The sequence below is a fragment of the Paenibacillus ihumii genome (genome assembly GCF_001403875.1).
GTDB lineage: Bacteria > Bacillota > Bacilli > Paenibacillales > Paenibacillaceae > Fontibacillus > Fontibacillus ihumii.
This window is the reverse complement of record NZ_LN884299.1, coordinates 2,068,011-2,093,288: the sequence shown is the minus strand read 5'-3', so window position 1 is coordinate 2,093,288 and position 25,278 is coordinate 2,068,011. Positions and strand designations below refer to the sequence as shown.

General features: G+C 54.2%; 19 protein-coding genes. 1 reads left to right on the top strand and 18 read right to left on the bottom strand.

Annotated features, from left to right (window positions below; translation table 11 throughout):
- Positions 1-330: 330 nt before the first annotated feature.
- From BN2762_RS16895 to rhaB, 11 genes are all read right to left on the bottom strand, one after another.
- Positions 331-1,434, bottom strand: coding sequence for a metallophosphoesterase (locus tag BN2762_RS16895; protein WP_055108080.1), 1,104 nt, complete (start codon positions 1,432-1,434; stop codon positions 331-333).
- Between the two features lie 111 nt (positions 1,435-1,545).
- Positions 1,546-1,929: a hypothetical protein gene (locus tag BN2762_RS16890; protein WP_055108079.1), complete on the bottom strand. Its 384-nt coding sequence runs from the start codon at positions 1,927-1,929 to the stop codon at positions 1,546-1,548.
- Entirely contained in the window at positions 1,926-3,341 is a 1,416-nt protein-coding gene (locus BN2762_RS16885) for a radical SAM protein (RefSeq protein WP_055108078.1), read from the bottom strand. Before BN2762_RS16885 ends, BN2762_RS16890 begins: the two co-directional genes overlap by 4 nt.
- Positions 3,338-4,114: a prolipoprotein diacylglyceryl transferase family protein gene (locus tag BN2762_RS16880; protein ID WP_055108077.1), complete on the bottom strand. Its 777-nt coding sequence runs from the start codon at positions 4,112-4,114 to the stop codon at positions 3,338-3,340. Before BN2762_RS16880 ends, BN2762_RS16885 begins: the two co-directional genes overlap by 4 nt.
- Positions 4,115-5,006: 892 nt before the next feature.
- Complete coding sequence (locus tag BN2762_RS16875; protein WP_392391598.1) at positions 5,007-5,675, bottom strand: LutC/YkgG family protein; 669 nt, start codon at positions 5,673-5,675, stop codon at positions 5,007-5,009.
- A 272-nt stretch (positions 5,676-5,947) separates the two neighbouring features.
- The gene (locus BN2762_RS16870; RefSeq protein ID WP_055108076.1) at positions 5,948-7,570 is read right to left on the bottom strand and encodes a LutB/LldF family L-lactate oxidation iron-sulfur protein; all 1,623 of its coding nucleotides are present in this window, start codon (positions 7,568-7,570) and stop codon (positions 5,948-5,950) included.
- On the bottom strand, positions 7,567-8,340 hold the full coding sequence (locus BN2762_RS16865) for a (Fe-S)-binding protein (RefSeq protein WP_055108075.1): 774 nt from the start codon (positions 8,338-8,340) through the stop codon (positions 7,567-7,569). The genes BN2762_RS16870 and BN2762_RS16865 overlap by 4 nt, the downstream gene beginning before the upstream one ends.
- A 58-nt stretch (positions 8,341-8,398) precedes the next feature.
- Positions 8,399-9,163: a DeoR/GlpR family DNA-binding transcription regulator gene (locus tag BN2762_RS16860; RefSeq protein ID WP_055108074.1), complete on the bottom strand. Its 765-nt coding sequence runs from the start codon at positions 9,161-9,163 to the stop codon at positions 8,399-8,401.
- A 135-nt stretch (positions 9,164-9,298) separates the two neighbouring features.
- The gene (gene rhaI / locus BN2762_RS16855; protein WP_055108073.1) at positions 9,299-10,519 is read right to left on the bottom strand and encodes an L-rhamnose isomerase; all 1,221 of its coding nucleotides are present in this window, start codon (positions 10,517-10,519) and stop codon (positions 9,299-9,301) included.
- 142 nt (positions 10,520-10,661) lie between these two features.
- The gene (locus tag BN2762_RS16850) at positions 10,662-12,731 is read right to left on the bottom strand and encodes a bifunctional rhamnulose-1-phosphate aldolase/short-chain dehydrogenase (RefSeq protein WP_055108072.1); all 2,070 of its coding nucleotides are present in this window, start codon (positions 12,729-12,731) and stop codon (positions 10,662-10,664) included.
- A gap of 43 nt (positions 12,732-12,774) precedes the next feature.
- Positions 12,775-14,250, bottom strand: a complete 1,476-nt coding sequence (gene rhaB, locus BN2762_RS16845) for a rhamnulokinase (RefSeq protein WP_055108071.1) — start codon at positions 14,248-14,250, stop codon at positions 12,775-12,777.
- Between the two features lie 1,230 nt (positions 14,251-15,480).
- On the opposite strand from rhaB, the gene BN2762_RS16840 reads away from it, so the two are divergent.
- The gene (locus BN2762_RS16840) at positions 15,481-16,485 is read left to right on the top strand and encodes a MaoC family dehydratase (RefSeq protein ID WP_055108070.1); all 1,005 of its coding nucleotides are present in this window, start codon (positions 15,481-15,483) and stop codon (positions 16,483-16,485) included.
- Here the strand turns inward: BN2762_RS16840 and BN2762_RS16835 are convergent.
- The 7 genes from BN2762_RS16835 to BN2762_RS16805 all read right to left on the bottom strand — a co-directional run bounded on the left by BN2762_RS16835 (position 16,482) and on the right by BN2762_RS16805 (position 25,277).
- Complete coding sequence (locus BN2762_RS16835) at positions 16,482-17,651, bottom strand: acyl-CoA dehydrogenase family protein (protein WP_055108069.1); 1,170 nt, start codon at positions 17,649-17,651, stop codon at positions 16,482-16,484. The genes BN2762_RS16840 and BN2762_RS16835 overlap by 4 nt on opposite strands.
- 117 nt (positions 17,652-17,768) lie before the next feature.
- A complete protein-coding gene (locus BN2762_RS16830; RefSeq protein WP_055108068.1) occupies positions 17,769-19,082 on the bottom strand; it encodes a glycosyltransferase in 1,314 nt (437 codons plus the stop codon).
- Between the two features lie 24 nt (positions 19,083-19,106).
- Positions 19,107-19,955, bottom strand: coding sequence for an SDR family NAD(P)-dependent oxidoreductase (locus BN2762_RS16825; protein ID WP_055108067.1), 849 nt, complete (start codon positions 19,953-19,955; stop codon positions 19,107-19,109).
- A 20-nt stretch (positions 19,956-19,975) separates the two neighbouring features.
- On the bottom strand, positions 19,976-21,145 hold the full coding sequence (locus BN2762_RS16820; RefSeq protein WP_055108066.1) for a thiolase family protein: 1,170 nt from the start codon (positions 21,143-21,145) through the stop codon (positions 19,976-19,978).
- A 6-nt stretch (positions 21,146-21,151) separates the two neighbouring features.
- Positions 21,152-22,702, bottom strand: coding sequence for an AMP-binding protein (locus BN2762_RS16815; protein WP_055108065.1), 1,551 nt, complete (start codon positions 22,700-22,702; stop codon positions 21,152-21,154).
- Between the two features lie 37 nt (positions 22,703-22,739).
- On the bottom strand, positions 22,740-24,464 hold the full coding sequence (locus BN2762_RS16810) for an adenine deaminase C-terminal domain-containing protein (protein WP_055108064.1): 1,725 nt from the start codon (positions 24,462-24,464) through the stop codon (positions 22,740-22,742).
- Between the two features lie 9 nt (positions 24,465-24,473).
- Positions 24,474-25,277 (bottom strand): energy-coupling factor transporter transmembrane component T family protein, encoded by an 804-nt coding sequence (locus BN2762_RS16805; protein WP_055108063.1) that lies wholly within the window; start codon positions 25,275-25,277, stop codon positions 24,474-24,476.
- Position 25,278 lies beyond the last annotated feature (1 nt).

The window sequence follows — 25,278 nt, the reverse complement described above, 5'->3', positions numbered from 1 at the left end:
AACTTCGCCATCGGCGAAGTACACGTTTTAACGCCCGCTAGGGAGCTTAATTAACGAAGTTGCTAATTCATGAACTTACTATGAATATTCTTATTTTGTCGATGTTACTAGGGGTAATAGTACAATAGTCCGGCTTTATGTCTATATAATTAACATGATTAGTTTTATTATCAACTAATTGCTCTCGTGTTGTTATTCAGACTAAACTCTGCTCTTGCCCGCTGCAATTCTACACTAATACGAAATTAAATCATTTCTTGGAGATAACAAAGAAACCTTGAACGGTCTCTCACCCCATCCGCTGCCGAGAATCTCGGCAGCTTTGTTTGGTCATTCCAAAAAGTTGACCTGGATTTGCACGATTTCGGATCGGCTGCCCATCCGGATCGGCGGTCCCCAAAAGCCGAAGCCGGAGGTCACGATGGAATGCAGGCTCCCCTTCTGCAAATAACCCCAGTCATTCTCGAACAACAGACCGGTAATGAGATGCGCAGGCGCGATTTGCCCCCGATGCGTGTGCCCTGACAGCATCAGATCGATCCCCTGCTGCTCGGCGATATCCAGATCATAGGGCTGGTGATCCAGCAGGATAAGCGGCTTTGAAGCATCCAGCCCTGCAACAAGCTCGCTCAAAGGCGCACGTTCCCGATCAATCCGATCCTTGCGGCCGATCAGTATGAAGCTGTCGTCGATCGTCACCGCCTCATCGTACAGAATCGTCATATTTCCCTGCTCAAGCACATCGATGAAATGATCCATCTGCCCCTGACAGCGGTCATGGTTGCCTAAGACGGCATATACGCCGTATCTTGCCGAGATGCCGCTGAGAATATCATCGATCCCCTTCTCCTCATAAGGACGGAGATCATCGTCCACGATATCGCCCGGAAAGAGAACGATGTCCGGCTTCAGCGCGTTGATTCGCTCCACCAGCCGCACCGCATGCTGCCTTCCCGACAATTGCCCGAAATGCATGTCCGCCGCCATCACAATGTTCAATTGCCGGGCCACTGGATTAGGCTTGGGAATGTCTACGTGATATTCCCGGACAACCGGACTATAGGCGTTAAAAGTTCCATAAGCGATAGCTGCCAGTAGCGTAACCAGCACGGCCAGTCCTACCCCAGTCTGGGCTGTGGAGCGCGATAGCTTGGTCAGCCGGAGCAGCCACAGGCCGACATGAACGACGGGCAGCACGAGCAGCAGAAGACAGAATACGGCCATCCAATAGGCCCCAAGTATCTGGAACATCACCAGACCCTCTCCTATTCTGCCTAAGAGAAAAGAAGTGGACAGCAGCACTATGAGTCCTATGTATACATACTTGAACCAAAACGGCGCTTTTCCTCTTATCCAGCTCCAGCAGCTGCGGCCGACATAGAATACTAGCAAGCCGTAAAGAATGAGTGCAGTTATACCTATTATAGCGAACATACCAATCTCCTTATAACGAGCATACCAATCCCCCTTCATTTCTATGGATATTATAGTCTATAAGCTGAGAAATGAATAATAAAGGAATGGCAGAGATATAACAGAGGCAGCCTAAGAGCCAAATATAAGCACGCCGAAGCACGCCGCATTGAGCAGAAAGGTAACGGCTCCGCCAATCAGCAGCCCCTGCCCTATGCCGACCCGCTTTAGGACAAAGGCCAGCGTCACAGCCGGGACTAAATAAATGATTTGGACGATGCCGATAAAAAAGTAGGATAGGGGTACAAATATCAGCAGCAGATGAAGCAAGAGCAGGATCCCGATGCCCTTGAACACCTCCGCAGAATGGACACGGGCCGGCGGATTCTGCTCCTTAACCTCCACCGGTTGCTCATCTAAACCCGCTGGGCTCTCGGCGGACTCTGTCCTTTCTTTCTGCCCTTCACCATCAGCAGGAAGGTCATCACGTTCCCGCTCTTCAGGATCTTCGCTCATGCTTTGGCTCCTTCCCATTCGGCCTGGATGGCCTGCAGCCGCTCCTCCAGGTCACCCCGATAAAAAATATTATATGTATCAAAAGGAATGATTCTTCCGTCTGGGTGTACGATATGCACACAGGATTTCTTGACAGAACGAACATCGAAATGATACGGATCAAGGAATTGCATAATAATCACGCGGAACACGTTATCATAGCTAATCGTCTCAGGCACCTGCACGAACGGCAAGCAGCATAGCAGACTTTTCAGAGACATCGCTGACGATTCCGGCGAATGATTGGTCGAGAACAGCTCAAATACGCGCTGCTTAAGGCTTTGATCCTGCTCGAACACGATGGTGTTGCGCCCGCCCTCAAGCAATATTTGCGGGTCCATCATCCGCGTTAAAGGGACAACTCCGTCATTCAGCTTCAGCGCGTAGCCCATCGCCAGGCTGTCCGGGTGGCAAGGAACCGGCAGCATATCCTCGGCTTCGAATACGCCGGACTGATCAATTATCGATTGTCTGACCTCGCTCAGCGTTAATCGATCCTTGGCGGGATCAAAATCCTCTGTCCGTCCCGCCGCCTGGATCGGCTGAAAAGTCACGCCGCGAACCGCTCGCTGCTTGAGGCCGTATTGGATAATATCTCCAATCTCGTGATCGTTCAACCCTTTTTTCAGCGTGACTACGAGCGTCGTTGAAATATTGAACTCATTCAGGTGTGCAATCGCTTTCTCGCGAATCTGCCGCAGGTCGGCGCCGCGCAGCTCCTGAAGCACCTCCTTCTCAAAGCTGTCAAACTGCAAATACAGCTCAAAGCCGGGCAAATATCCGGCCAGCCGCTTCACGAACTCCCGATCCTGCGCGATGCGGATGCCGTTTGTGTTGACCATCAGGTGCTTGATCGGCTTGCTTTTGGCCAAATCCAGAATTTCAAAAAACTGCGGATGAATCGTCGGCTCCCCTCCGCTGATCTGCACGATATCCGGCTCGCCCTCGTTCCGCACGACAGCATCCAGCATCCGTTCAACCTCCTCCAGAGAGCGCCACAGCTTCTTCTCCGGGGAAGAGTCGGCATAGCAAATCGGGCATTTCAAATTGCATTGGTCGATGATTTCGACGATGGACAGGCAGCTGTGCTGCTCATGATCCGGACACAAGCCGCAATCATAGGGGCAGCCGTAGCGGATGGGCGTGTTCCAGTGCAGCGGCATTTCCGAGGGCTTGATGAACTCGCGGCAGCGCTTGTAGTACTCCACGTCGGTGGAGATCAGCACTTTTTCCCGGCCATGCTCAAAGCAGTATTTCGACAAGTAAACACGGTCATTCTCAATAATGACCTTGGCTTCTACTTTTTTCAGACACTTCGAGCAAATGCTGTTGGTCAGCTCATAGAATAAATACGGCCGATTTTTGGTGGTCATGAGGCATGGCTCCCTTTCAGAAGATTCGCAGTACGGTTAACCTGAATCATGCGATAAGCAAAATAAATCATGCCGAGCACGCAAGCAAGCTGAATATTATTGAGCCCGAGGTAAGGATGGGGCGTCGGCTTGATGAAGTCAATTGCAAAACGGAAGGCTAGATAACCGAACATGAACCAGATGTATATTATGCCGTTTGGCAGTCCTCCGCGTGTAGCGCTCATCTTTTTCGCCGAAAATAATACAAGCGCCAGAAGCAGTAAAAATCCAATTTCATATAATTGCGCCGGATGCCTCATTACCCCGTCACCGTAGTCGAACCCCGTGATCCAATTCGTAGGCGTTCCATGGGTATGATCATCCAGTCCGGTTAAAAAACAGCCCACCCGCCCGATCGCCATCGCGATCATCAAGGGGAACGCAAATTCGTCTCCGGTAGAGCGAGTGATGCCTACGAGTTTTTTCGTCAGCTCCACGCCGATCAGTCCTCCCAGCAAACCGCCGACGATCGTTTTTCCCGCCAGCAGCTCTCGCCAGTGCTCGGAAATCGACAGCAGCCATTCCGGGGACTCCAGCCAATACAGCAGCTTCGAGCCGAGAGCTGCACCGATAGCCGCGCCGGCGACAAGCCAGAACATGTTAATGACCGAGATATCGCTTTTCTTGCGGCGCCAAACGTAAATGCGGAAGCCGATGAAGTAGGCCAGCGATTCAAATAAGAAATGAGGATGAATTCGCCAGCTTCCAATATGTATATAGACGGGAAATTCCAATACTGTGCCCCCTGTTCCTATAAAACTATCCCCCATCGATTAAAGATAGGCTGGATCCTTTTGAACCGCTTTCTTCCATTATACACATCTTACCAAGTATACACATCTTACCAAGTATACACATCTTACCAAGTATACACATCTTACCAAGTCCGAAGAAAAATGAAAAAGAAAAAGCCGCAAAGTTTTGCGGCTATCTGGCGGTCCCAGAAGGCATCATAGATGACCGAGGGGCGCCCCATTCTATGAAAAAGCTATCTGTTTCTGCGGGAATCGATTTCTCCCTTGCCTGCACCCCATTTTAGCTCATCTTAGATAAGTTATTGAACTTTGAACTCGAACATAGCTGTCGAACTCGAACACAATCTATCCAGCTCGAACGTAACCTATAAAGCTAAAAGTAAGCTATAAAACTCTAACACTAAATGGAATTCATGTATCTATTTTTGCTCAAAACAAATTTTTCAGGGGAGTAGATGGATTTCATGTATCTAAAATCAACAATCCAGCCCAGAATGGACAATTCCAATCTTTTAACGACATGAAATCCATTTAAATCTGCTTTCCTTGCTTTGCCGCAGAAACTAACTACTATAATTCCATTTAGAACGAGAAACCCGCGATTCATAATCGGCGTAAAGGAAGATGGAGAGCGTGTTTAGGCCCATCATTGGACGTCCGGAGGTGGAGAGCGAGTTTAGTCACACCATGGGTAGCCGGAGGCCGAGAGCGTGTTTGGTCATATCAAGGGCAACCGGTGGTAAAGTTTGCTTTGGGGACAGCCCCATCTCAGCGGTCGTTGCTCTATGAGTAGTTTGCTCTATTCGTCCTGTTTGGCGATAGATTGACGATGGTCTGTTCCACCGCTAAGGCGGCAGCTGCCACCGTTCGCTTAACCCACGATCAAGGCGTACACGATCCCAGGGCCATGCACGCCAATTGTAAGGTCGTTCTCGATATCCGAGGAGCGGCTGGGTCCCGATATGAAATGAATGCCCGCCGGAAGCCGGCCCGGGCCCAACTCGTCGAACTCCTTCAAAACTTCCCCGAGCCTCGTCTTTATGCAATCTGCGGGGATGAGGATCATGAGAACGGTGGGTAGCAGGCTGACCGAGCGCCCTTTCTCCGGGGAGGACATGACGGCTACGGAGCCCGTGTAAGCGACGGCATGATCGGCCATGACGACTCCGATGTCAGCTTCGGCTGCACGCGCCTTCCAGTAGTCCGTCCCGGAGCCGTCAGAATTCCATACGGCTACCTCCGCCTCAGGAAGCTTCGCTTCCAGGTGAAGCTGCTCCAGATCAGGCTCCTGCTGCCTGACGATATATTTCGCCCTAAGCTCGCGAGCCTTATCCGCGATAAATTCGCTGGCCTCCTCTGGCGAAGCCAGCCGCTCGACATGGCCGCCGACGCTTCGGAAATTTTGCGTGAACCGCTCGATGCGTTCCTGCTTATCCCAGTGGAACGTTCGCCAGAACTCCGGCGCTCCGCGCAGCGGCTGTTCGGGCTTTACCGCCTTTCCAGACCATTCTAGTCTCTCTGGCTTCTCATGCTTATCCAGTCTCTCGGTCTTCCCCCCTTGCCCCAGTCCTTCCGCCTTCTCATGTTGCTCCAGTCCCTCAGGCTTCCCACGCTGCTCAAATCTCTCGATCTCCCTATGCTGCTCCAGCCTCTCGGTCTCCCCATGCCGCTCCAGTCCCTCGATCTCCTCATGCTGCTCTGTGAACCGCGGACGGTTCAGCCGCTGGGCAATGCGGTTCATGAACTGCTCCTGCTTAGCCCTAGACTGGGCTTCCATCCGGCTCAGCCACTCCTCCTGTGTCTGTGTGCTGCTCAATTTCCGTCCCCTCCATTCTGCCGCTGCCGAATCATTCGCTCCATTCGCTCACGAATCGCCGGGTCCATTGGACTTGATGCCCTACCCCTGCCATCGGATGCATCCGGTGCATCCGATGCTGCTCGCAAGCCATTATCTCTATGCCCTGCCTGCCCATTCGACCGGATAGGCTGATTGTTCGCCATTTGGAGCTCCTGCAGCTCGCGCTCAAGCTCTGCCCAGCGCTGCCGGAAGGTACGCTTGGCGACCGGCGGGGCGATGCGGTAGCTGTTCCAGCCCTTCAGCGGACCGAGCTTCAACGGGATGCCGCCATCCCGGACGACAGCCTTCTGCCCGATCTGTGCCGCCCGGACAGCGGCCGCAAACCGTTTGGAATTGGCTGCCACTGCGGCAAATCCCTTCATTCCGGCGGTCTCCAGCTTATTCCCCTGCCCCTGCTCAACCTTGCGCCGCCGCAAGGAGACAAGCATATCATGCAGCGGTATTTTTACCGGACAAGCCTCATAACAGGCGCCGCACAGGCTCGATGCGCTGGCAATATCGTTCCACTCGCTGACATTGCCGTTCAAAGCGGGCGTCAGCACGGCCCCGATCGGGCCACTGTAAGTGCCGCCGTAGGCATGGCCGCCGATATGGCGGTACACGGGGCAGGCGTTCAGACAGGCGCCGCAGCGAATGCAGTTCAGCAGCTCCTGGAACTCGGGATCGCCCAGCTGCAGGGAACGCCCATTATCGACGATAATAATATGCATTTCATCCGGGCCGTCCGCATCCAGCTCCCGGCGGGGACCCGAGATGCATGACATATACATCGTCAGCTTCTGACCCGTCGCTGAACGCGGCAGCAGAGTCGCCATCACCTCCAAATCCTCAAAAGAAGGGATGATCCGCTCCATGCCCATGAACGTAATCTGCGTCCTCGGCACCGTGGACACCATGCGGGCATTGCCTTCATTCTCGAACAGCACCATGGAGCCCGTCTCAGCAATCGCAAAATTGCAGCCGGTAATGCCCAGATCGGCCTCCAGGAACTTCTCGCGCAGCTTCTTGCGTACGAACCCGGCCAGCACTGTCGTATCGGGAGCAAGCGGTTCGCCGGCCTCCTTCGACAGCAGCTCGGCAATCTGATGCCGATTTTTGTGGATTGCAGGAATAACAATATGCGAGGGCCCTTCACCGGCCAGCTGAATAATATATTCGCCCAAATCCGTCTCAATCGCTTCGATGCCTTCCTCTTCAAACGCCTCATTCAAATGAAGTTCTTCAGTGACCATGGACTTCGATTTCACGGCGCTTTTGGCCTGCTTCCGCCTGGCGATCTCCAAGGAAATATGCACGGCCTCCGCAGCATCATCGGCAAAATGGATATGTACCCCATTGCTGCGGGCATTCTCCACGAACAAGTTCAAATAATAATCCAGGTGGGCGATCGTATGCAGACGGATCTGACGGCCTCTTTCGCGCCACGCCTCCCAATTGCTCAGCTCCTCAGCCGCGTTCAGCTTGCCGCTTCTGAGCCGCTCCGTCGTAAAGCGGACCGCCTTCCTCAAGAAATCATCGTTCAAGGCCAGCTCGGCCCTTTTCTTGACATCAACCGCCATCGGATTCATCGCACTCATGTTCCCCGCATCCCTTCAATGAGCATCCTCTCGTTGAACATTCCTTCATTAATCATTCCCTCATAGAGCAGCTCTGCCAAATGCATCACCCGCACCGGCTCATTGCGATAGCGCAAATGGCCGGCAATGTTCATGAGACAGGCCATATCCAGCCCGACGAGCACCTCGGCTTCGCTCTCCTTGACATGCTCAGCCTTCTCGGTGACCATAGCGCCGGAGATATCCGGCATTTTGATCGCGAATGTGCCCCCAAATCCGCAGCAGTCCTCGGCATACGGAAGCGGCACGAACTGCAGATCCTTCACGCTGTTAAGAAGCTGCATCGGCTCCTCCTTGACGCCAAGCAGCCTGCTCCCGTGGCAGGAAGGATGATAGGTGACCTTATGCGGAAAGCTTGCGCCAACATCCGTAATCCCCAACACTTGAACGAGGAACTGCGTGAACTCGTAGGTTTTCTCCTGCAGGCGCTTCGCTTTGTCCAGCCACTCGGGCTCATCTTTGAACAGCTCTCTGTAATGATGGAGCATATAAGTGCAGGAGCCCGATGGCGATACGACGAAATCGCTGTCGTCAAAGGCCTGCAGCAGTGTCCGGGCAGCCGTCCGCGTCTCCTCCCAATATCCGCTATTGTAGGAAGGCTGGCCGCAGCACGTCTGGGCTTCGGGGAAATCCACCGGAATGCCGTACCGGGAAAGGATGCGCACGATCGCTTCGCCGACTTGCGGATAAATGACATCGCTAAGGCATGTAATAAACAAGGATACTTTCATGGCAAACCTCTCTTCCTGGAGCCTTCTGGTCAAGGTAAGTAATTCAACATTCCTCCATTTACACGACCGTTACGGAAATGGACCGGTCAGACAAAGCGGCCAGCGTGTCCTTCCCGATCCCGTCATCCGTAATAATCGCGCTTACCCGCTCGAGATTCATGACATGCGTGAAGCCCTGCTGCCCGAATTTGCTGGCATCGGCCAGCAGGATCACTTGATCGGCTATCGCCACCATTTTCTGCTTGATGCGGGCCTGCAGCTCATTGGATTCGCTGATCCCGCGATCAAGATGAACCCCTTTGCAGGAGAGGAACATTTTATCTACATAATAGGATTCCAGCGAACGTTCGGCGAGCGGGCCGACAAAAGACAAGGAACGGCTCGTAAGCAGCCCGCCCGTAGAGATCACTTCGATTTTCTCCTTGCTGCTGAGCTCGGTAGCGACGCGAATCGAATTGGTCAGTACGGTAAGCGGAATATCGGGGAGCCTCGACGCCATGTACCAGGCCGTCGTGCTCGCATCCAGCAGGATGCGTTCCTTCGGCTGAATCCGCTGGACCGCCTCATCGGCGATCCGCATCTTCTGCTCGGCATGCGTAATCTCACGCTCCGCATAGGGAATTTCCGGCACATCTCCCTTCGGCCTGACGCTCACTGCCCCGCCATGGGAGCGCCGGAGCCGGCCAGCCTGCTCTAGGCGGTCGAGATCCCGGCGGATCGTCTCTTCAGTGACTCCGCAGAGCTCGCTGAGCTCCGATACGCGCATGCTTCCCTTGTCATTGATCAACTGCACGATGTATTCATAGCGTTCAGCTACCAGCATTTCAGCTTCACTCCATCTCTTTCATCATTCGGCTACCGGCTTTAATTTCGATTACAGGCCCTTCACTTCGGCTAGAAGCCCCTTCACTTCGAGTGCATTGACTTCAACCAAGGGTGCAGACTTTGTCGATGCTCGTTACCAGCTTGCTCCGCCCTTGCCTCTGGCCAGTATTCCGGTTCCATAGCCGGAGGCGTGATATGCCTTCATCGGATCGACAGGCAGCCCCGCTTCCTCGCGCACCGCATGAAGCAGCGGCGTGACATCGAACTCGAACGCCCGGCGCACGGCATCCTCTGCACCGAGCACGTCGCCCCGTTCAGCCGCTTCCGCGACTTCATCGTGGTTGATGAGCAGCGCTTTGGCATACTGTGTTTGCACGTTCAGCACGGAACGGATCATTGCTGGTATTTTCTGCTCAATGTTGTGGGATTGATCAATCATAAACGCGATTTTCTCCACCGTGCTGCGAATTTGCTCATCCGCGTCATTGGCCGCAAGCACGATTTGATAGAAGATCAGAAACAATTCATATGGATTCACCGAACCGACGATCAAATCGTCATCCGCGTATTTATAGCTGTTAAAATGGAATCCGCCGAGCCGCTTCTCATCGATCAGATAAGCGACAATATGCTCGATATTAGCTCCAGGCAGATGATGCCCGGTGTCCACCAAGACCTCGGCCTGAGGGCCGAGCTTCAGCGCGTAATTGTATGCCATGCCCCAATCGGCGATATCCGTATGGTAAAAAGCCGGCTCAAAGGCCTTGTATTCGATCAGCATGCGCATATCCGGCGCCAAAGCTGCGTACATTTCCGCCAATGCTTCAAGCATCCAATGCTTGCGTTTGCGAATATCGCCTTGGCCCGGATAGTTCGTACCGTCCGCGAACCACAGGCTCAAGTCCTTCGAGCCCGTCTCCTTGGCGATATCTACGCATTCCAGCAGATGATTTGTCGCCTTGCGGCGAATCGCCGGATCGCTGTTCGTGACGCTTCCCAGCATGTAATCGTCATCCTGGAACAGGTTCGGGTTCACCGCGCCGATCAAGAGCCCTAGACTCTCGGCATGACTTCTCAGCTTGCCGTAATCATCGACATGATCCCACGGAATATGGATCGCCACGGATGGGCATAGCCCCGTTAGACGGTGGACGACCGCAGCGTCCTCGAACTTCTCGAACGGATTCCGCGGAACGCCAACCTTCTGAAACACCTTGAAGCGCGTTCCGGAGTCCCCATAGCCCCATGACGGAGTCTCGATTTTAAGCTGCTTCAGCCTGGACTTCACCTGCTCCAGATCAATCCCCCGCAGCTTCTGCTGCTCTTCAAATAACATATACGCTTTATCCGACATCGACAAGCCCTCCTCCGATAACCATTGAAATCAACGCTTTTCAAATCCTTCTATTGCCATATGAAAAAATTAAGCGGTGAATAACCCTGCAAAAATACAGCAAATAGATGCTAAACGACCAGTAGATGCTGTATCGTCGACACTAGCGCGTGAATGCCGCCGGTACGCCGCCGTCGATCGTCAGCATGCAGCCGGTTGTTTTCTCCGCCTTGGAGGAGGCGAAGAAGGCGATGCCTTCAGCCACGTCCTGCGGATAAATATTGACCATCAGCGTCGTGCGCTTGCGATAATGCTCCTCCAGCTGATCCGGCTCGATCCCGTATGCCGCCGCACGTTCGTTGCGCCAGTTCGAATTCCAAATCGCCGAGCCCTGCAGAATTGCATCCGGCAGAATCGTGTTCACGCGAATCCCGAATTCTCCGCCCTCTGCAGCGATGCAGCGCGCCAAATGAGCCTCCAGCGCCTTCACCGAGCTGTAAGCGGACGCGTTTTTACCCGCATAAATCGAATTTTTGGAGCCTACGAATACCATGCTGCCGCCGAGCGCCTGCTCCTTCATGAGCTTGAAGGCTTCCCGCGCTACGAGGAAGTAACCGGTGCCCAGCACGTTCATGTTCAGGTTCCACTCCTGCAGCGAGGTCTCGTCAAAAGGACTTGACGTCGCCAGCCCTGCATTATTCACGATAATGTCAACGCCTCCATAGTGCAGGGCAGCCTGTTCGTAGGCGGCGCGGACCATCTCCTCGCTGGTAACGTCCATTTTCACAGCCAGGGCAATATGATCTCCGTACTTCTCGTTGAGTTCATCAGCCACCTGCTGAGCGCCCTCCAGGTTCAGGTCTGCGAGCACCACATGCGCTCCCTCGCTAACGAGCCGTCGAGCCGTCGCACTGCCGATGCCGCCTGCTCCGCCCGTAATGAACGCCACCTTGCGGGAGAACTCCGCCTCGGCGGGAGCTAAGGACAGCTTATACAGCTCAAGCGGCCAGTATTCTACGTTATACGATTCGTTCTCGCTAAGGGAAACAAAATTGCCGAGCGTCGTCGCCCCGCGCATCACCGCTATTGCCCGATGATACAAAGCGGCGCTCACCTTGGAATTGGCCCAGCTCTTCCCCGTGTTGATCATGCCGATGCCCGGTATGAGAATAACTCGCGGAGCCGCCTCAAACATAACATCGCCTTCATTCTTGTTGCGTTCAAAATAAGCCTTGTACTGCTGCTTGTAATCGGCAACGCCCTCGATCAGCTTCCGGCGCAATCCTTCGATATCGCTTGCATCCGGCGTCCAGTCGATAAAGAGCGGAACAACCTTCGTGTGCACGAGATGATCCGGGCAGGCTGCGCCGATCTGGGACAGCTGGGCTGAATCCTTGCTGCCGACAAAGGCAAGCACATCCTCCTCATCGTCGAAGGTCAGGATCATTTTCTTGCCGTCGCTGACCGCGCCGCGAATCGATGGCATCAGCTTCGCAACGATGCTCCGGCGCTCCTCGCTTGGCAGCGGCTGATGGAGCATGCCGCCGAACAATTTCGCCTCGTTGACGCGAGTCTCGATGTATCGTTCAGCTTCGTTAATAATTGCGATCGTCTTGGCGTAGCAGGCTTCGGAGGTGTCACCCCAGGTGACCAGTCCATGCTTTTCCATCAGCACAAGCTCGGCCTTAGGGTTATCGAGAACGCCCTGGGCAATCATCTTGGACAGCGTGAATCCCGGCCGGATGTAGGGTACCCAGACAAAGCGGTCCCCGAAGATTTCCCTAGCTATCTCTTTCCCGTTATCCGCACAGCAGAGACTGATGATTGCATCCGGATGCGTATGGTCTACATGCCTGAAGGGCAGGAAAGCGTGCAGCAGCGTTTCAATGGAAGCGCGCGGATGCTTCGAATCAATCATGCAATTCGCCAAGTAGGCAACCATGTCCTCATCAGACATTTCCTCGCGCTCGAACAGCGGCTGGACATCCTCCATGCGCAGGCCGGTGAAATTCCCCTGCTTCATCGTCGCGAGATCCGAGCCGCTTCCCTTGACATACATCACCTCGATGTCGCGGCCCCTGAAATCCTTAATAACGGTCTTGCTCGACGTATTGCCTCCGCCCCAGTTGCATACCCGGCGATCCGAGCCGATAAGATTGGAGCGATAAACAAGCTCTTCGAGTCCTCCTTGAAAATTGGATGCTTGGGATGAGTCCCATAAATTTTGTACCATGTCGATAACCTCCGAATGATTTAGATGATAAATGAGTAAAGGTTCAGCTGCGCTGCCCTATTCTGGCTTTGATTTGTTTCCAGCGCGCCTCGATGTCGTCCATGCCGGGGGCCGGGCGGGGGTGGTAAATCTTCAGCGGAACGGAGCCGGCAATAACATTCCGGGCTTCCTCCAGCCCCTGCAGCTCCCCGGTGCTGATCATTTGGACGGCGATGTTGCCAAGGGCGGTAGCCTCAGATGGCCCGGCGATCACCTCGATTTGCGCGGCATCCGCGGTCAGCTGGCATAACAGCTCGTTATTGGCTCCCCCGCCGACAATATGCAGCGTATCGATGCGCCGCTCTGTCAGGCCTTGCAGCTCCTCCAAGCTGTCCTTGTATGTCAGTGCCAGACTATCGAAAATACAGCGCGCCAGCTTGCCGATCGTATCCGGCGAGGACTGCCCTGTCTTGTGGCAGCAATCCCGGATCTCCTCCATCATGCTGCGGGGGTTCAGAAACCGCTGGTCATTGCAAGGAACCAAATGCTGAAACGGCTTTTCCCGCACAGCCAGCTCCGCCAGCTCGGCATAGCTGTAGGCGTCCTGTGTCTCCCTGCGCACCTCCTGGATCATCCAGAGTCCCATAATATTTTTAAGAAAACGGTACGTTCCGTAAGCGCCCCATTCATTTGTATAGTTGGCGTTCATCGCCTCGCCGCTATTCAGCGGAGTGCTCCGTTCTACCCCAAGCAAGGACCAAGTTCCGCTGCTAATATATGCCCAGGATTTATGCGCCTGCGCAGGCACCCCTACGACGGCTGAAGCCGTATCATGCGTTGGAATGACGATCAGCTCGCAGCCGGGCAGATCATGCTCGCGCTGCAGGTCTGGAGAGAGGGTGCCCAGCTTCACACCCGGCTCCGTAAGTCTCGCGAACTGCTCGCGGCGAAGTCCAAGCAGACTCAGCAGCTCTTCGTCAAAATCTCTGCCTGCCAGATTCAGCAGCTGCATCGTTGACGCGTTTGTCACCTCGTTCATAAGTTTGCCGGTAAGGCGATAATATAGATAGTCGGGCACCATCACGATTTTGTCGGCCCGGGAGAGCTGGGCGCGGTCATGAACATAGAGCTGGTACAGCGTATTGAAGGGCTGCTCTTGAATTCCCGTCCTGCTGTATACCTCGGCTCTGCTAATGCTTTGATGCAGGCGGTCCGGAGCATTCTTCGTCCGCCCGTCGCGGTAAGCATACACCTCGTGAATACGCTTTCCATTCTCGTCAAGCAGCACATAATCGACAGCCCACGTATCGATGCCGAGCGTGCAAGCATTTACTCCCTCCTTCTTCGCTTTCTGCAGCCCCTTCACAATTTCCGCGAATAAATAATCAACGTCCCAGTAATGATGGCCTTCTGTCTCGGTAAATGAATTGCGGAAGCGGTGAATCTCCTGCAGCTCGATCCTCTGTCTGTCACGGTGAAGCTTCCCCTTCACAAGACGGCCGCTAGAAGCGCCGATGTCCACAGCCATATAATTATTCATTCATACCCATCTCCTTAAAAATAAGGTATGTCATCATCCTAATCCCAAAATACCATACAAGTCAACAGAAATACATAATTATTTCTTGTTTTATATTTGTTTTTGTTTACTTTATGTGGGGTAATACTTTTGTTTTCGTGTGTTGGGCCGGCTTTCATGCAATTTTTTCTGATTTTGGGTAAAAAAATAGAGACGCTGTCCCAGAAGTTATCTTAGATGACTGAGGAGCGCCCCTTCTTTTCAAAAGCTATTCGTTTCTAGTAATTCGTTTCTGAGGAATCCAATTTTGCGGGAATCGATTTCACCCTTGCCTGCATCCCATTTTTTTGCTCGTCTTAGATAAGTTATTGAACTTTGAACTCGAACGTAAGCTATAGAACTCAAACACAAGCTATAGAACTCAAAGTAAGCTATAAAGCTCAAACGGAAGCTATAAAACTAAAAGTAAGCTATAAAATTCAAACGTAAGCTATAGAACTCAAACACTAAATGGAATTCATGGTTCTAATTATGCTCTAAACGAATGTTTCAGGGGAGTAGATGGATTTCATGTACCTAAAATCAACAATCCCGCCCAGAAAGAACAATTCCCTTCTTCTAGCGACATGAAATCCATTTAAATCTCCTTTCCTTTCTTTTCAGCAGAAACTAACTACTATAAATCCATTTAGAACGTGAAACCGCGATTCATGCTCGGCGTAAAAGGGAGGTACAGAGCGCATTTGGTCACTTCAAGGACAACCAGGGGTACAGAGTGTGTTTAGTCATTATGGGCAACCGAAGATAGAGAGCGTGTTAGTCACTTCATGAGCGGCCGGAGGTAGAGCGCTCGTTTGGTCACTTCAAAGGCAACCGGAGGCAGAGAGCATGTTGGTCACTTCAAAGGCAACCGAAGGTAGAGATCGTGTTTAGTCACTTCAAGGACAACCGCGTGTTTGGTCACTTCATGAGCGACCGGAGACAGAGATCGTGTTTGGTCACTTCATGAACAACCGGTCGTAAAGTTTACTTTTGGACAGCCCCTTGTTCGTTGGCGGTACTTTGAAATTATCGACTATATTATCAGGGATGCTACCATAGAGGTTATCGAGATGTTACCATAGATGTTCCGTAGATATTATCGGAGATATATGAATCTATTGGTTACTGATTGAAGGATAATGCAAGGTAAAGGTAGAATGTGGAACAACAGTAGAATGATGATCGAAGATTTCATGGGGGTGGTCCATCATGGAGCATAAACGGCTGAAGCACGAAGCCGCAGCGCCGCATCAGCGGACGATTATTACGAAGGATGTCATCGCCTCCTTCCTAGAGGGCTTTCCTAGAACCTTTCGCCCGGATGGCTGCCGCGTTCCTGTAACTTTTCCCCTTACGCTCTGGCAGAACGTCAATCTTCCATGGCTGCCCGGCGACAACGACGGCAAAATCGTCATTCATGGACAGCAATCGCTGCAATATCATCGGGCTCTTCAGTATGGCGAGGAGCTGATCTACCGGATCCGCCCTGCCAGCATTCGCGAAACAAAGGGCTCCCAGGGAAGGATGCACTTGCTGGATTGCATCATGGAGCTCACGGATTCATATCATCAGCCGCTCTTGCAGGCGAATACAACGCTGCTGCTGCTGAATCGGCCGCCATCGCACCCGAACCCAGACCATTCCCTGCCTGTAAATACAGGACGGTTTATACCGCCAATGGTGTACAGCATATGGGATACGAAGAGCCCTCTCGCCTCCGGAACGGTTCTGCTCGATGTTTGCCTAGGGACGATCACCAAAGATCTGCTGCTGGCTTATGCCGCTGCTTCCGGCGACCGCAATCCGATTCATTTGGACAGGAAGAAGGCTGCCGATTTCGGCCTTCCCGGCCAGGTAGCCCATGGCATGCTCATATTAGGCATGGTCGGAAATCTGCTGCAGGAGCTGGAGACAGATAATATGTTGCTTAGCAGCCTGCAGTGCCGCTTTCACATTCCGATTGTGGAAGGCGATACCGTCTACGCCAAGGCTGTTGTCCAATCGGCCTGCCCTTTCGGGACAGGCGGAAAAGAAGCCTCCGCCGAGCCGGCAGCGGCCGGAGACGAGCAGGCAATTCATTGCCTGCTGGAAATATTCATCACGCGGCCCGATGCTTCCATTTCCGAACCCCATCCGCAGGCAGCGGCCCCTTCATCCAGCCAGGGACAGCGAACATTGGCATATAGCGGCGCAGCTGTCTATGTATTCGTTTAATCCCAGTGGCCGATTTCAACATTCCCCTTCAACAGGTTTCTTGCAATAATGAGCCGCTGGATTTCATCCGTGCCCTCGTAGATTCGCCATACTCTCATCTCCCGGTACCAGCGCTCAATCGGCAGGTCTTTGGAATAACCCATGCCGCCGTAAATTTGCAGCACCCGATCCACGATTTGATTGGCGATGCCAGCGCCGTACAGCTTCGACATCGAGGCGTGATGGCGCGCATCCAGCTGCTTTTCTACCCGCCATGCCGTATACAGGACAAGCCATTTCAGCGCCTCAACCTCAACGGCGGAATCCGCGATCATCCATTGAATGCTCTGTCTCGAAGCCAGCGTATCACCAAAGGTTACCCTTTCGTTCGCATAGTCGACCGCCATTTGCAGCAGCCTCTCTGACGCCCCAACCGCAATGGCGGGTACGACCCAGCGCCCTCTGCTGATCCATTGCATCGCCATCGTCAGCCCGTGATCCACCTCACCCAATACATTCTCATCCGGAACAAGCACATGATCGAACGTCAGCAGAGACGGGCTTTTATCTCCGCCCATCGTCAGGATCGGCTCCGACGTCCAGCCCATTTCCCGATCAACAAGAAAGCAGGTAATCCCTTGCTTCCTCCCGGACGCTGGGCTCGTAACGGCGAAGACAATGGCAAAATCCGCTTCATTCCCATTCGTAATGAATGCCTTCTCGCCATTTAATATCCAACCGCCCACCGTCCGCTTGGCTGACATTTGAATGCGTGCTGCGTCCGAACCGGCTGCCCGCTCGGTAAGCGCGAAGCAGGATTGCCGATCGCCGGAAATGACCGGGTACAGATATCGCTCCATCTGCTTCTCATTGCACATGAACAGGATATTATCGGCTTCCCCTCCCAGCACAAAAGGGACGCAGGTGCGGCCCAGCTCCATTTTTATGATGGCGCTTGTGACCGTGCCCAGATTGGCTCCCCCGTATTTTTCCGGGGTCTCTATGCCCCAGAGCCCAAGGCCTCTAGCCTTGTTCTGAAGCGCTCTAAGCTCTTCCCGGCTGATCCCATCCCGTCCTTCACGCTCGTTGAGAAGAAGCTGGCGTTCCAGGGGGATCAGCTCATCGGCGACAAAATTGCGTACGGTACGTTGAATATGCTTTTGCTCCTCGGTCAGTTCAAAATTCATGGTTCTTCTCAGCTCCTTATGAATAAGCTCTGATATTAAAAGCAATCCCGAGCTCCCGTCTTGTAAAGGGGCGATGCTACCACTGTGCGAATCGTCAGGCGATCGTGCTGCCTGCGCCTACAGCAGGCCATGAATCAAAGCGGCCGCGCGTTCGGCCCCCCCATAATGGCGGGCAGCGATATCATCTCTTAATTTTTGCGCCTGCTCCAAAGCGCCGCCGCTCAGCATCGATTCTACGATGTCCGCCAGCCGCTGGCCCGTTACCTCGCTTGGACGGATCATACATCCGCCACCGATGTCCTGCAGCTGCCTGGCATTGAACTCCCTTTCCGCCCAGGTCGGGATCATCAAGGAAGGCGTGCCTGTCAGCAGCGTTGTCATGCAGCTCCCGTGTCCGCCATGATGGATCAGGAGGTCGCTTCGTTCGGCAGCCATCACCCCGGATACGTAAGCAGCAAAAGTTACATTCGGCGGGATATCCCCCTGGACTCCCTCCAGCGGATTGAACCCCGTAGCGATTAATATTTCCGTTGAAGTATGGCCCAGCGCATTGACCACCTCCCTGAAAATATGCCCGCCGCTCTCGACGCCCCACTCTACGAGCCTGCTCGTATAGACGAATACCCGCCTTCGCCCGGCCAGGCCCCGTTCCCGCTCCAGCCACGAGGACGGGAGCCCTTCTGCGCTGGCATCCCTCCAAACGACTGGTCCGACGTACTCCAGCGGGATGGAGAGGGCCTGAGGGTCAACGGGATCAAACTCAGGAATGCTCGGTATGATCGCCAAATCACCGGCCAGAAAAGACAGCACGCCATCGCTTCGCCCCATTCCATGTAATGCCAGCGTCTCGTTAAGCGCCGCAGTGACCTCGTTCCCTACGACGTTCCCTTCGCCACTCTCCTTACCACCCTCTTTACTACCCTCTTTACCATCCTCTTGACCATCTCCTTCATCATCTCCGCCACTTTTACCTCCCTCAGCCAGATTTGCCGCTGCATCTGGGTTAAATGGCATGCCCCCGGGTAAAGAACAGGATTGATGAATGGAAACGAGCGGAATGCCGAGCTTGCGGGCAATGAAAGCCGCCGACAGACTGGAATCCGTCAGCACGAGATCCGGCTTGAAGTCCGCCGTCGCGCTCAGCCTGGACTCGAGCTCGTTCTTCATATACACCGGATCGGCGTAGCCCATCATCGCCAGGAAGTGATGGAAATTCGCAAAATCGGGATCGAATGTCTGGACTTTCGGCCCTGGAATCGGCGGGATCGGGATTGCTTGAAAGCCGGCTTGCTCCATGGCTGCACCCGCATTGCCCCAGATTGTAAAAGCGACCTCATGCCCCATATCCCGCAGCATGAGCGCGATCGGCAGGCAGCGGTTGACCCGGCCCATTCCGGCCATCATGCCGATAAATATACGCTTCTTCTTCAATAGCTCATTCCTCCATAGCTTGACTCAATTCAAGTAATTGGTGAATAATTCAGCGGCGATTTCGCTTGCTTCCCATTTGCCCGCCAAGCGCGAGGCCAGCAGTTGATGCTCGGGTCGTGCCCATAATCCAATATCGCCTCCGTTGACGGAGAATATGGCGCCGGAAATTTCCCGGCTTTGCGGCAGGCTTAACGCGACCGCAAGCTCGGCTGCCTCCTCCGGCGTTCCGATATGCCAATACTCGGGGAGGCTTTGACCCTTAGCCTCTGCCTCCCGCCTCGCTCGCTCGATATACGGAGCCGTCATGTCCGTCAAAGCCGCAGGAGCAATGGCGTTGACGCTGATTCCGTAATGCTGAAGCTCCTGCGACAGTGTCCAGGTCATGCCAAGAAGACCGGCTTTGGCCGCACTATAATTGAGCTGCCCCGCCATTCCGGCCAGACCGGCGGTCGAGGTCATATTGATGATGCAGCCTTGCCTTCTCTCCCTCATAGCGGGCAGAGCTGCCCGGATACAGGCGAAGGCGCCTTTCAAATGAATGGCGATGACCGCGTCCCAATCCTCCTCGCTGAGCTTATGCGCCATTCTGTCGCGGATAATTCCGGCGTTGTTCACCAGAATGTCGATCTGCCCGAACTCGGTCAGCGCCGCCGCGATGATCCGGGCTGCCCCGTCCATCGTGTCGACCGACTCGGCGATGCCAAGCGCAATGCCTCCGTTATGGCGAATCTCCTGTACGACCTCGTTAACACGGCTCGCCTCGGTTCCATTAACGATGACCCGGGCGCCTTCCTGCGCCATTCTTACCGCGATGGCTCTGCCGATGCCGCGGCTCGAGCCGGTAATGACCGCCGTTTGCTGATCAAGCTGCATGCGGCTGCCTCCTTTTCCGTCTATTCGCATCTCTCCCATAACGTCGCAAGCCCCATACCGCCGCCGATGCCTAGCGTCGTAATCCCCCTTCCGCCGTGCATCCTCGTCATTTCACTGAACAAGCGCGTGACGAGAATCGCCCCGGAGGCGCCATAAGGATGGCCAAGCGCAATCGCGCCGCCGCCGATATTAACGATCTCCTCCGGGATGCTCAGCTGCTGCAAAGAGGCAAGTACCTGCGAGGCGAAGGCTTCGTTAAACTCGACGATATCGATATCCTCTGCCGTCAATCGGCTTCGCGCCAGCAGCCTGTTCACCGCCGGCACCGGGCCGATGCCCAAATAATTCGGATCCACACCGGCCGCAGCCGAATCGGCGAATTTCAGAACAGGCTGCAAGCCCATGGACCGGGCTTTTTTCCAGGACATGATCAGAACCAGGGCCGCACCGTCGTTGACCGGGCAAGCGTTCCCCGCCGTTACTGTGCCCTCGGCATCGAATGCAGGCGGCAATGCCGCGAGCTTCTGGAGCGTTGTATCCGGGCGGGGACATTCGTCCGTATCGATAACCTTCATTTCCCGGCCGGTCATAACCGAGATCGGCACGATTTCGCCCCGAAATCGTCCGCTGCGAATCGAGTCAGCGGCCTTCCTCTGACTATGAAATGCATATAAATCCTGCTGCTCCCGGGTAATCCCGTACTTGTCGGCGACATTGTTGGCGGCCTTGCCCATGTCCGGATCACCGATAAAGTCCGGCGAGAATCTTGCGCGGCCCGAAAAAACGGGAAGTCCCCGGCCATATAGAGAGAGGGGCTTCTCGATCTTCCACGGGGCCCGGCTCGTGCTCTCTACGCCGCCCGCCAAGTAAATATCGCCCGCGCCAGCTTGAATCAGCCGCGCCGCCAGATGAATCGCTTCGAGCCCCGAGCCGCATTGCCGGTCGACCGTAACCCCCGGCACCTCGACCGGCAGTCCGGCGGTTAATGCGGACAATCTGGCGATATTCCCGCCGGGACCGACCGCATTGCCGAGGATGACGTCATCGATGTCGCCAGGCTCAATGCGAGTTTCGTCCAGGATGGCCCGAATGACTTCGGCGGCGAGAAGCTCGGGCGGAACCTCCTTGAACATTCCGCCATACCTGCCGATGGCTGTTCTTTTTGCAGCAGCAATAACAGGAACAGACATGCTTGCTTATCCCCCCCTTCCGGTCAGCCAATCATGGACTGACGTCCGCGATATTTTTCCGCTATTCGTGTAAGGAAATGAATCCACCCGCAGGATGGCCTTCGGGCATTTGTAGCTGGCAAGCTGATTACGGCAGAACGCAAGGATCTCCTGGTCGCTGATTTCGGCGCCTGCCTTGAGCTTGATGAGGGCTACGAGCTTTTGCCCCCAATATGCGTCAGGCAGTCCGGCAGCAACGGCTTCCTCGATTTGTTCCATCGTGAGCAGCGCCTTCTCGACCTCTTCGGGATAAATGTTGAGGCCTCCGCTGATGATCATATTCTTGCTGCGGCCCACCATATAGAGGAAGCCTTCCGAATCCCGCTTCGCCAGGTCTCCTACCGTGGCCCATTCCCCGTGTATGACCCGTTTCGTTTCTTCATCATTCTTGAAATAGCCGGAGAAAATCATACCGCTTCTAATATAGATCTGTCCCACCTCGCCTTCCTCAGCTTCCGTGCCGTCGGGCTTGCGAATCGACACCTCCACGCCGTTAAACGGCTTACCGATAGAGTCTGGCCTGGCTAGATTGCCTGCCGGGTCCAGCACCGTGACGAAGCTCAGCTCGGAGGCGCCATAGAATTCGTAGATGCCTGCCAGAGGAAAGATTTGCGCTGCCTTCTGCTTGGACTCTGGAGTCCATTTGTCCCCCGTTGTGATTAGCGTACTTACCTGTGACGGGACGAAGCTGGAGTAACGGGAATGCGCTGTATGATACAGCGCCTCGAATATCGTAGGAACCAAATAAATATGGGAAATCGGGTAGGTGTGCAGCAAATCAAGAGCTTGAGCGGGCTCGAATTTTCGCTGCAGGTAGAAGGTTCCGCCAAGATACAGCGTTTGAATGGCTGCATAGATTGTCAAGGAGTGAACCAGCGGCCCGGTCCCGAGGACATGGTCGGCAGCGCTAAGCCCAAATGCTTCCCTGGCCCGGCGGAAGCTCTCTATCCAGGAGCGCTGGGCGCGGAGAAAGCCTTTGGGCGTTCCGGTAGTGCCGGAGGTAAACCCCATATAGAACAGACTGTCTTCCGCAGAAATGCTGTGAAGTCGGGAACGGTCTGGGCTGTCGCTGACGGGTGTATGAACGGCGCTGCCTCTATTGCCAGCAATAGCCTGTTCTGCGGTGTTCTCATCGATCACAATAATGCCTGCGGAATCAGAAATGCTTGTGATGCGGGGAAGGAAATCAAGGCCAACGATCAGGATGGACGGCTTGCATTCCTCCAGAACCGTCTCGATGTTCGCGTCAGCCCATTTGGGATCGAATAAGGCAGAGCATAAGCCAAGCCCGGTTGCCGCCAAAAAATACTGCACGAACTCCACGCTGTTATCCAGCAAAAAGCCGACCCTCGTGTCCCCTTCGTTATTGAAGCTGTCCATCAGGTCCAGAAGTTCACAAGCCGCTTCGTTGATCGCCTCGCCCAGCTCTCTATACGTCAGCCGGCGTTGATCGACGACAAGAGCGGTTTTGTCCGGATTCTCCGCAGCCTGCAAATGAATGGCATCTGTAATCCGCATTAATTTCACCGTCCCTTCGGAATATCATTGAGGATAGCTAGCCGTTGTCCAGGGAGATAGGACTGGCTATGACCTGCCCGTTCTTAACCAAATAGAGCCCTTTGGCGGACATGCGAATATAAGGCAAATGCGAAGCAGTCAAAAAAAGCAGCGTATACGCGGGATCGCGATAGCAATAGCCGTGCTCTTGCATCATACAAGTAAAACGATCAAGAGCGCTGCTGATCTCGCCCATACTCCCGTCGCTCATTGTGCCGCCTAATGGGAGCGGGATATAGAGCTGACTGCCGTTATTGAAGTACACGAGAATTCCGTCGCCCCGCTCGTTCAGCTCGCGCAATATGCTGCAGATGATCGCTTCATTCCTTCCGATCAGCAATGTATCGCCGGAGGCGCTGTAAGTGCTGGCAAGCGCAAGCACCCCGGCAGCGAAGCCTTTGATTCGGGTATGTAGCGCCCACTTTCCTTTGGAGTCGAGCAGCGTGATCAAGCTCTCCTCAGCGTCCAGCAGGTCATCGGGGACAAATTCGTACGGCTTGGTAATGACATCGTTGATCAGCTCGATGCCTGTATGGCTTTGGACGGTGATTTGCTCCGGAAGCAGCTCAACCGGTATTCTTCGAGCCGGGAACCAGGAACGCAGCCAGCCTGCCACAGCGGCTTCGTCGGCTGGATGCAGGTCATTCCGGTTCCAAATGCACCATTTACCGTTCTGCATGACATGGAGCGGAGACGGCTCGTCCAGCGAGGGCAGGACATTGAAGCTGGCGAGCCGCCCTGGAGCGATGCCGCCCAGATCTTCATCCAGGCCGTAATAAGTCGCCGGATTCAAGGTCGCCAGCCTGTAGGCGTCGGCGGCGGGCAGACCGGCCTCCATGCACAGCTTGATCATGCTGGCGGTATTGTGCGCCTCCGTGAAATGCGGAGACGGACCGTCGCTCGTCAGCATAACGCGGCTCAAATTAAAACGCGGATTGCCTACCAGGCCCGCCAAAATATCCGGCAGATCGGGCCTTATGGAGGAGTATCTCAGGGTCGCATACAGCCCGAGCCTTAGTCGCTTCAGCACGTCCTCCGCATTCAGGGACTCGTGATCCGCTCCAATGCCAGCCGCCGCGAGCCCGCTGATTTTCTCATCAGAGACGCCTGGCAGATGCCCCTCTGCCCGCATGAAAGGCCTGCTCTTCAGCATATACAGCCTTTCCAGCAGCTCTTCATCGCCTTGGAGAAGCTTGAACCACTCGGTAAACTCGCCGCCTTGGATCACGGATGGATGTTCGAGCCATGCCTGAAGCGTCCCGCGGTCGCCAGCCCCCACTTGATCAACATTGCACCACCACATAAACATATGGCTGCTGATGCGTTCCAGCTCCTCGATGAATGGAATCGCCCTCTCGCCTAGCTGCATTAGAAGGGACAAGTTATCGTTCATCGACAGCACCGTCCCGCCGCGGAGCTGACTCGCGCCCCAGGCAAACGGATTGTACATTTGGCAGGGATGCGCGTGCGGCTCAATATAACCGGGAACGATAATCTGCCCCTGCTCCATCTCAACGATTTGCGTATTCGGCGATACCGCATATTCCTTGCTGCCGACATAGGCGATTCGTTTGCCGGAAATGTAAATATGGCCCCTCTCCACCTGCCCCGTGTATACGTTCAGGTAGGCTGCGTTTTTAAACCATATATGAGACGGCCTGCTGCCAACGGAAACGGAAATGAGGTCGCGGTATTCCTCAAGACTGCATGGATATACTCTCATATTTCCTCCTCACATTCTTAGTGCGATCAGCATGATTAATAATAATCCGGACAGGAGCAAGGCCTTGTAGTCGATGGCTTGAAAAGCAAGCGTTCTAAGCTGGGTTCGCTTCATCCCCGGCCGGTATCCCCGGGCTTCGATGGCTTGGGAGGCGCTCTCAGCCTTCTGGAAAGCCAGCATCAGAACAGGTACGATGACCGGAATAAAGCTCAGCAATCTTCTAAAAATATGTCCGGAGGAAAAATCGACGCCTCTGGCTCTTTGGGCTTTCATGATTTTGTCGGTCTCCTGCATGAGAATCGGGATAAAGCGGATCGTAAAAGTAATCATCATGGCGATCTCCTGCACCGGAACGCCTATTCTTCGAAGCGGGGACAGCAGGGCTTCGATCGCGCTCGTCAAATCGCTCAGCTTGGTCGTTAACGTCAGCAGGGTCGCCATAGCTAACATCAGCACGATGCGGACTGTAATCGTAATCGCCTTAAACACGCCTAGTTCATAGATGGAGAGCGGGCCAAGCCGGATCAACGCCTCTCCGCCCTGCGTCAAGAAGAGATGAAAGACCGACGTCGCAATGACGATCAGCCATACGGGCTTTAATCCTCTTATAATGTAGGAAGCGGGGAGCCTGGAAGCGGCAATCGCAGCCGCAACCATAAGCGCCAGCATGACATAAGATGCCAGGCTCGTGAGGAAAAGCGCCGCGATCATCAGAGCCATGACGATCAGCAGCTTGGTTCGCGGGTCCAGCTGATGAATGATCGATTTCTTATCGACATACTGGCCGAATATCAGATGATGGGATATAGCCATG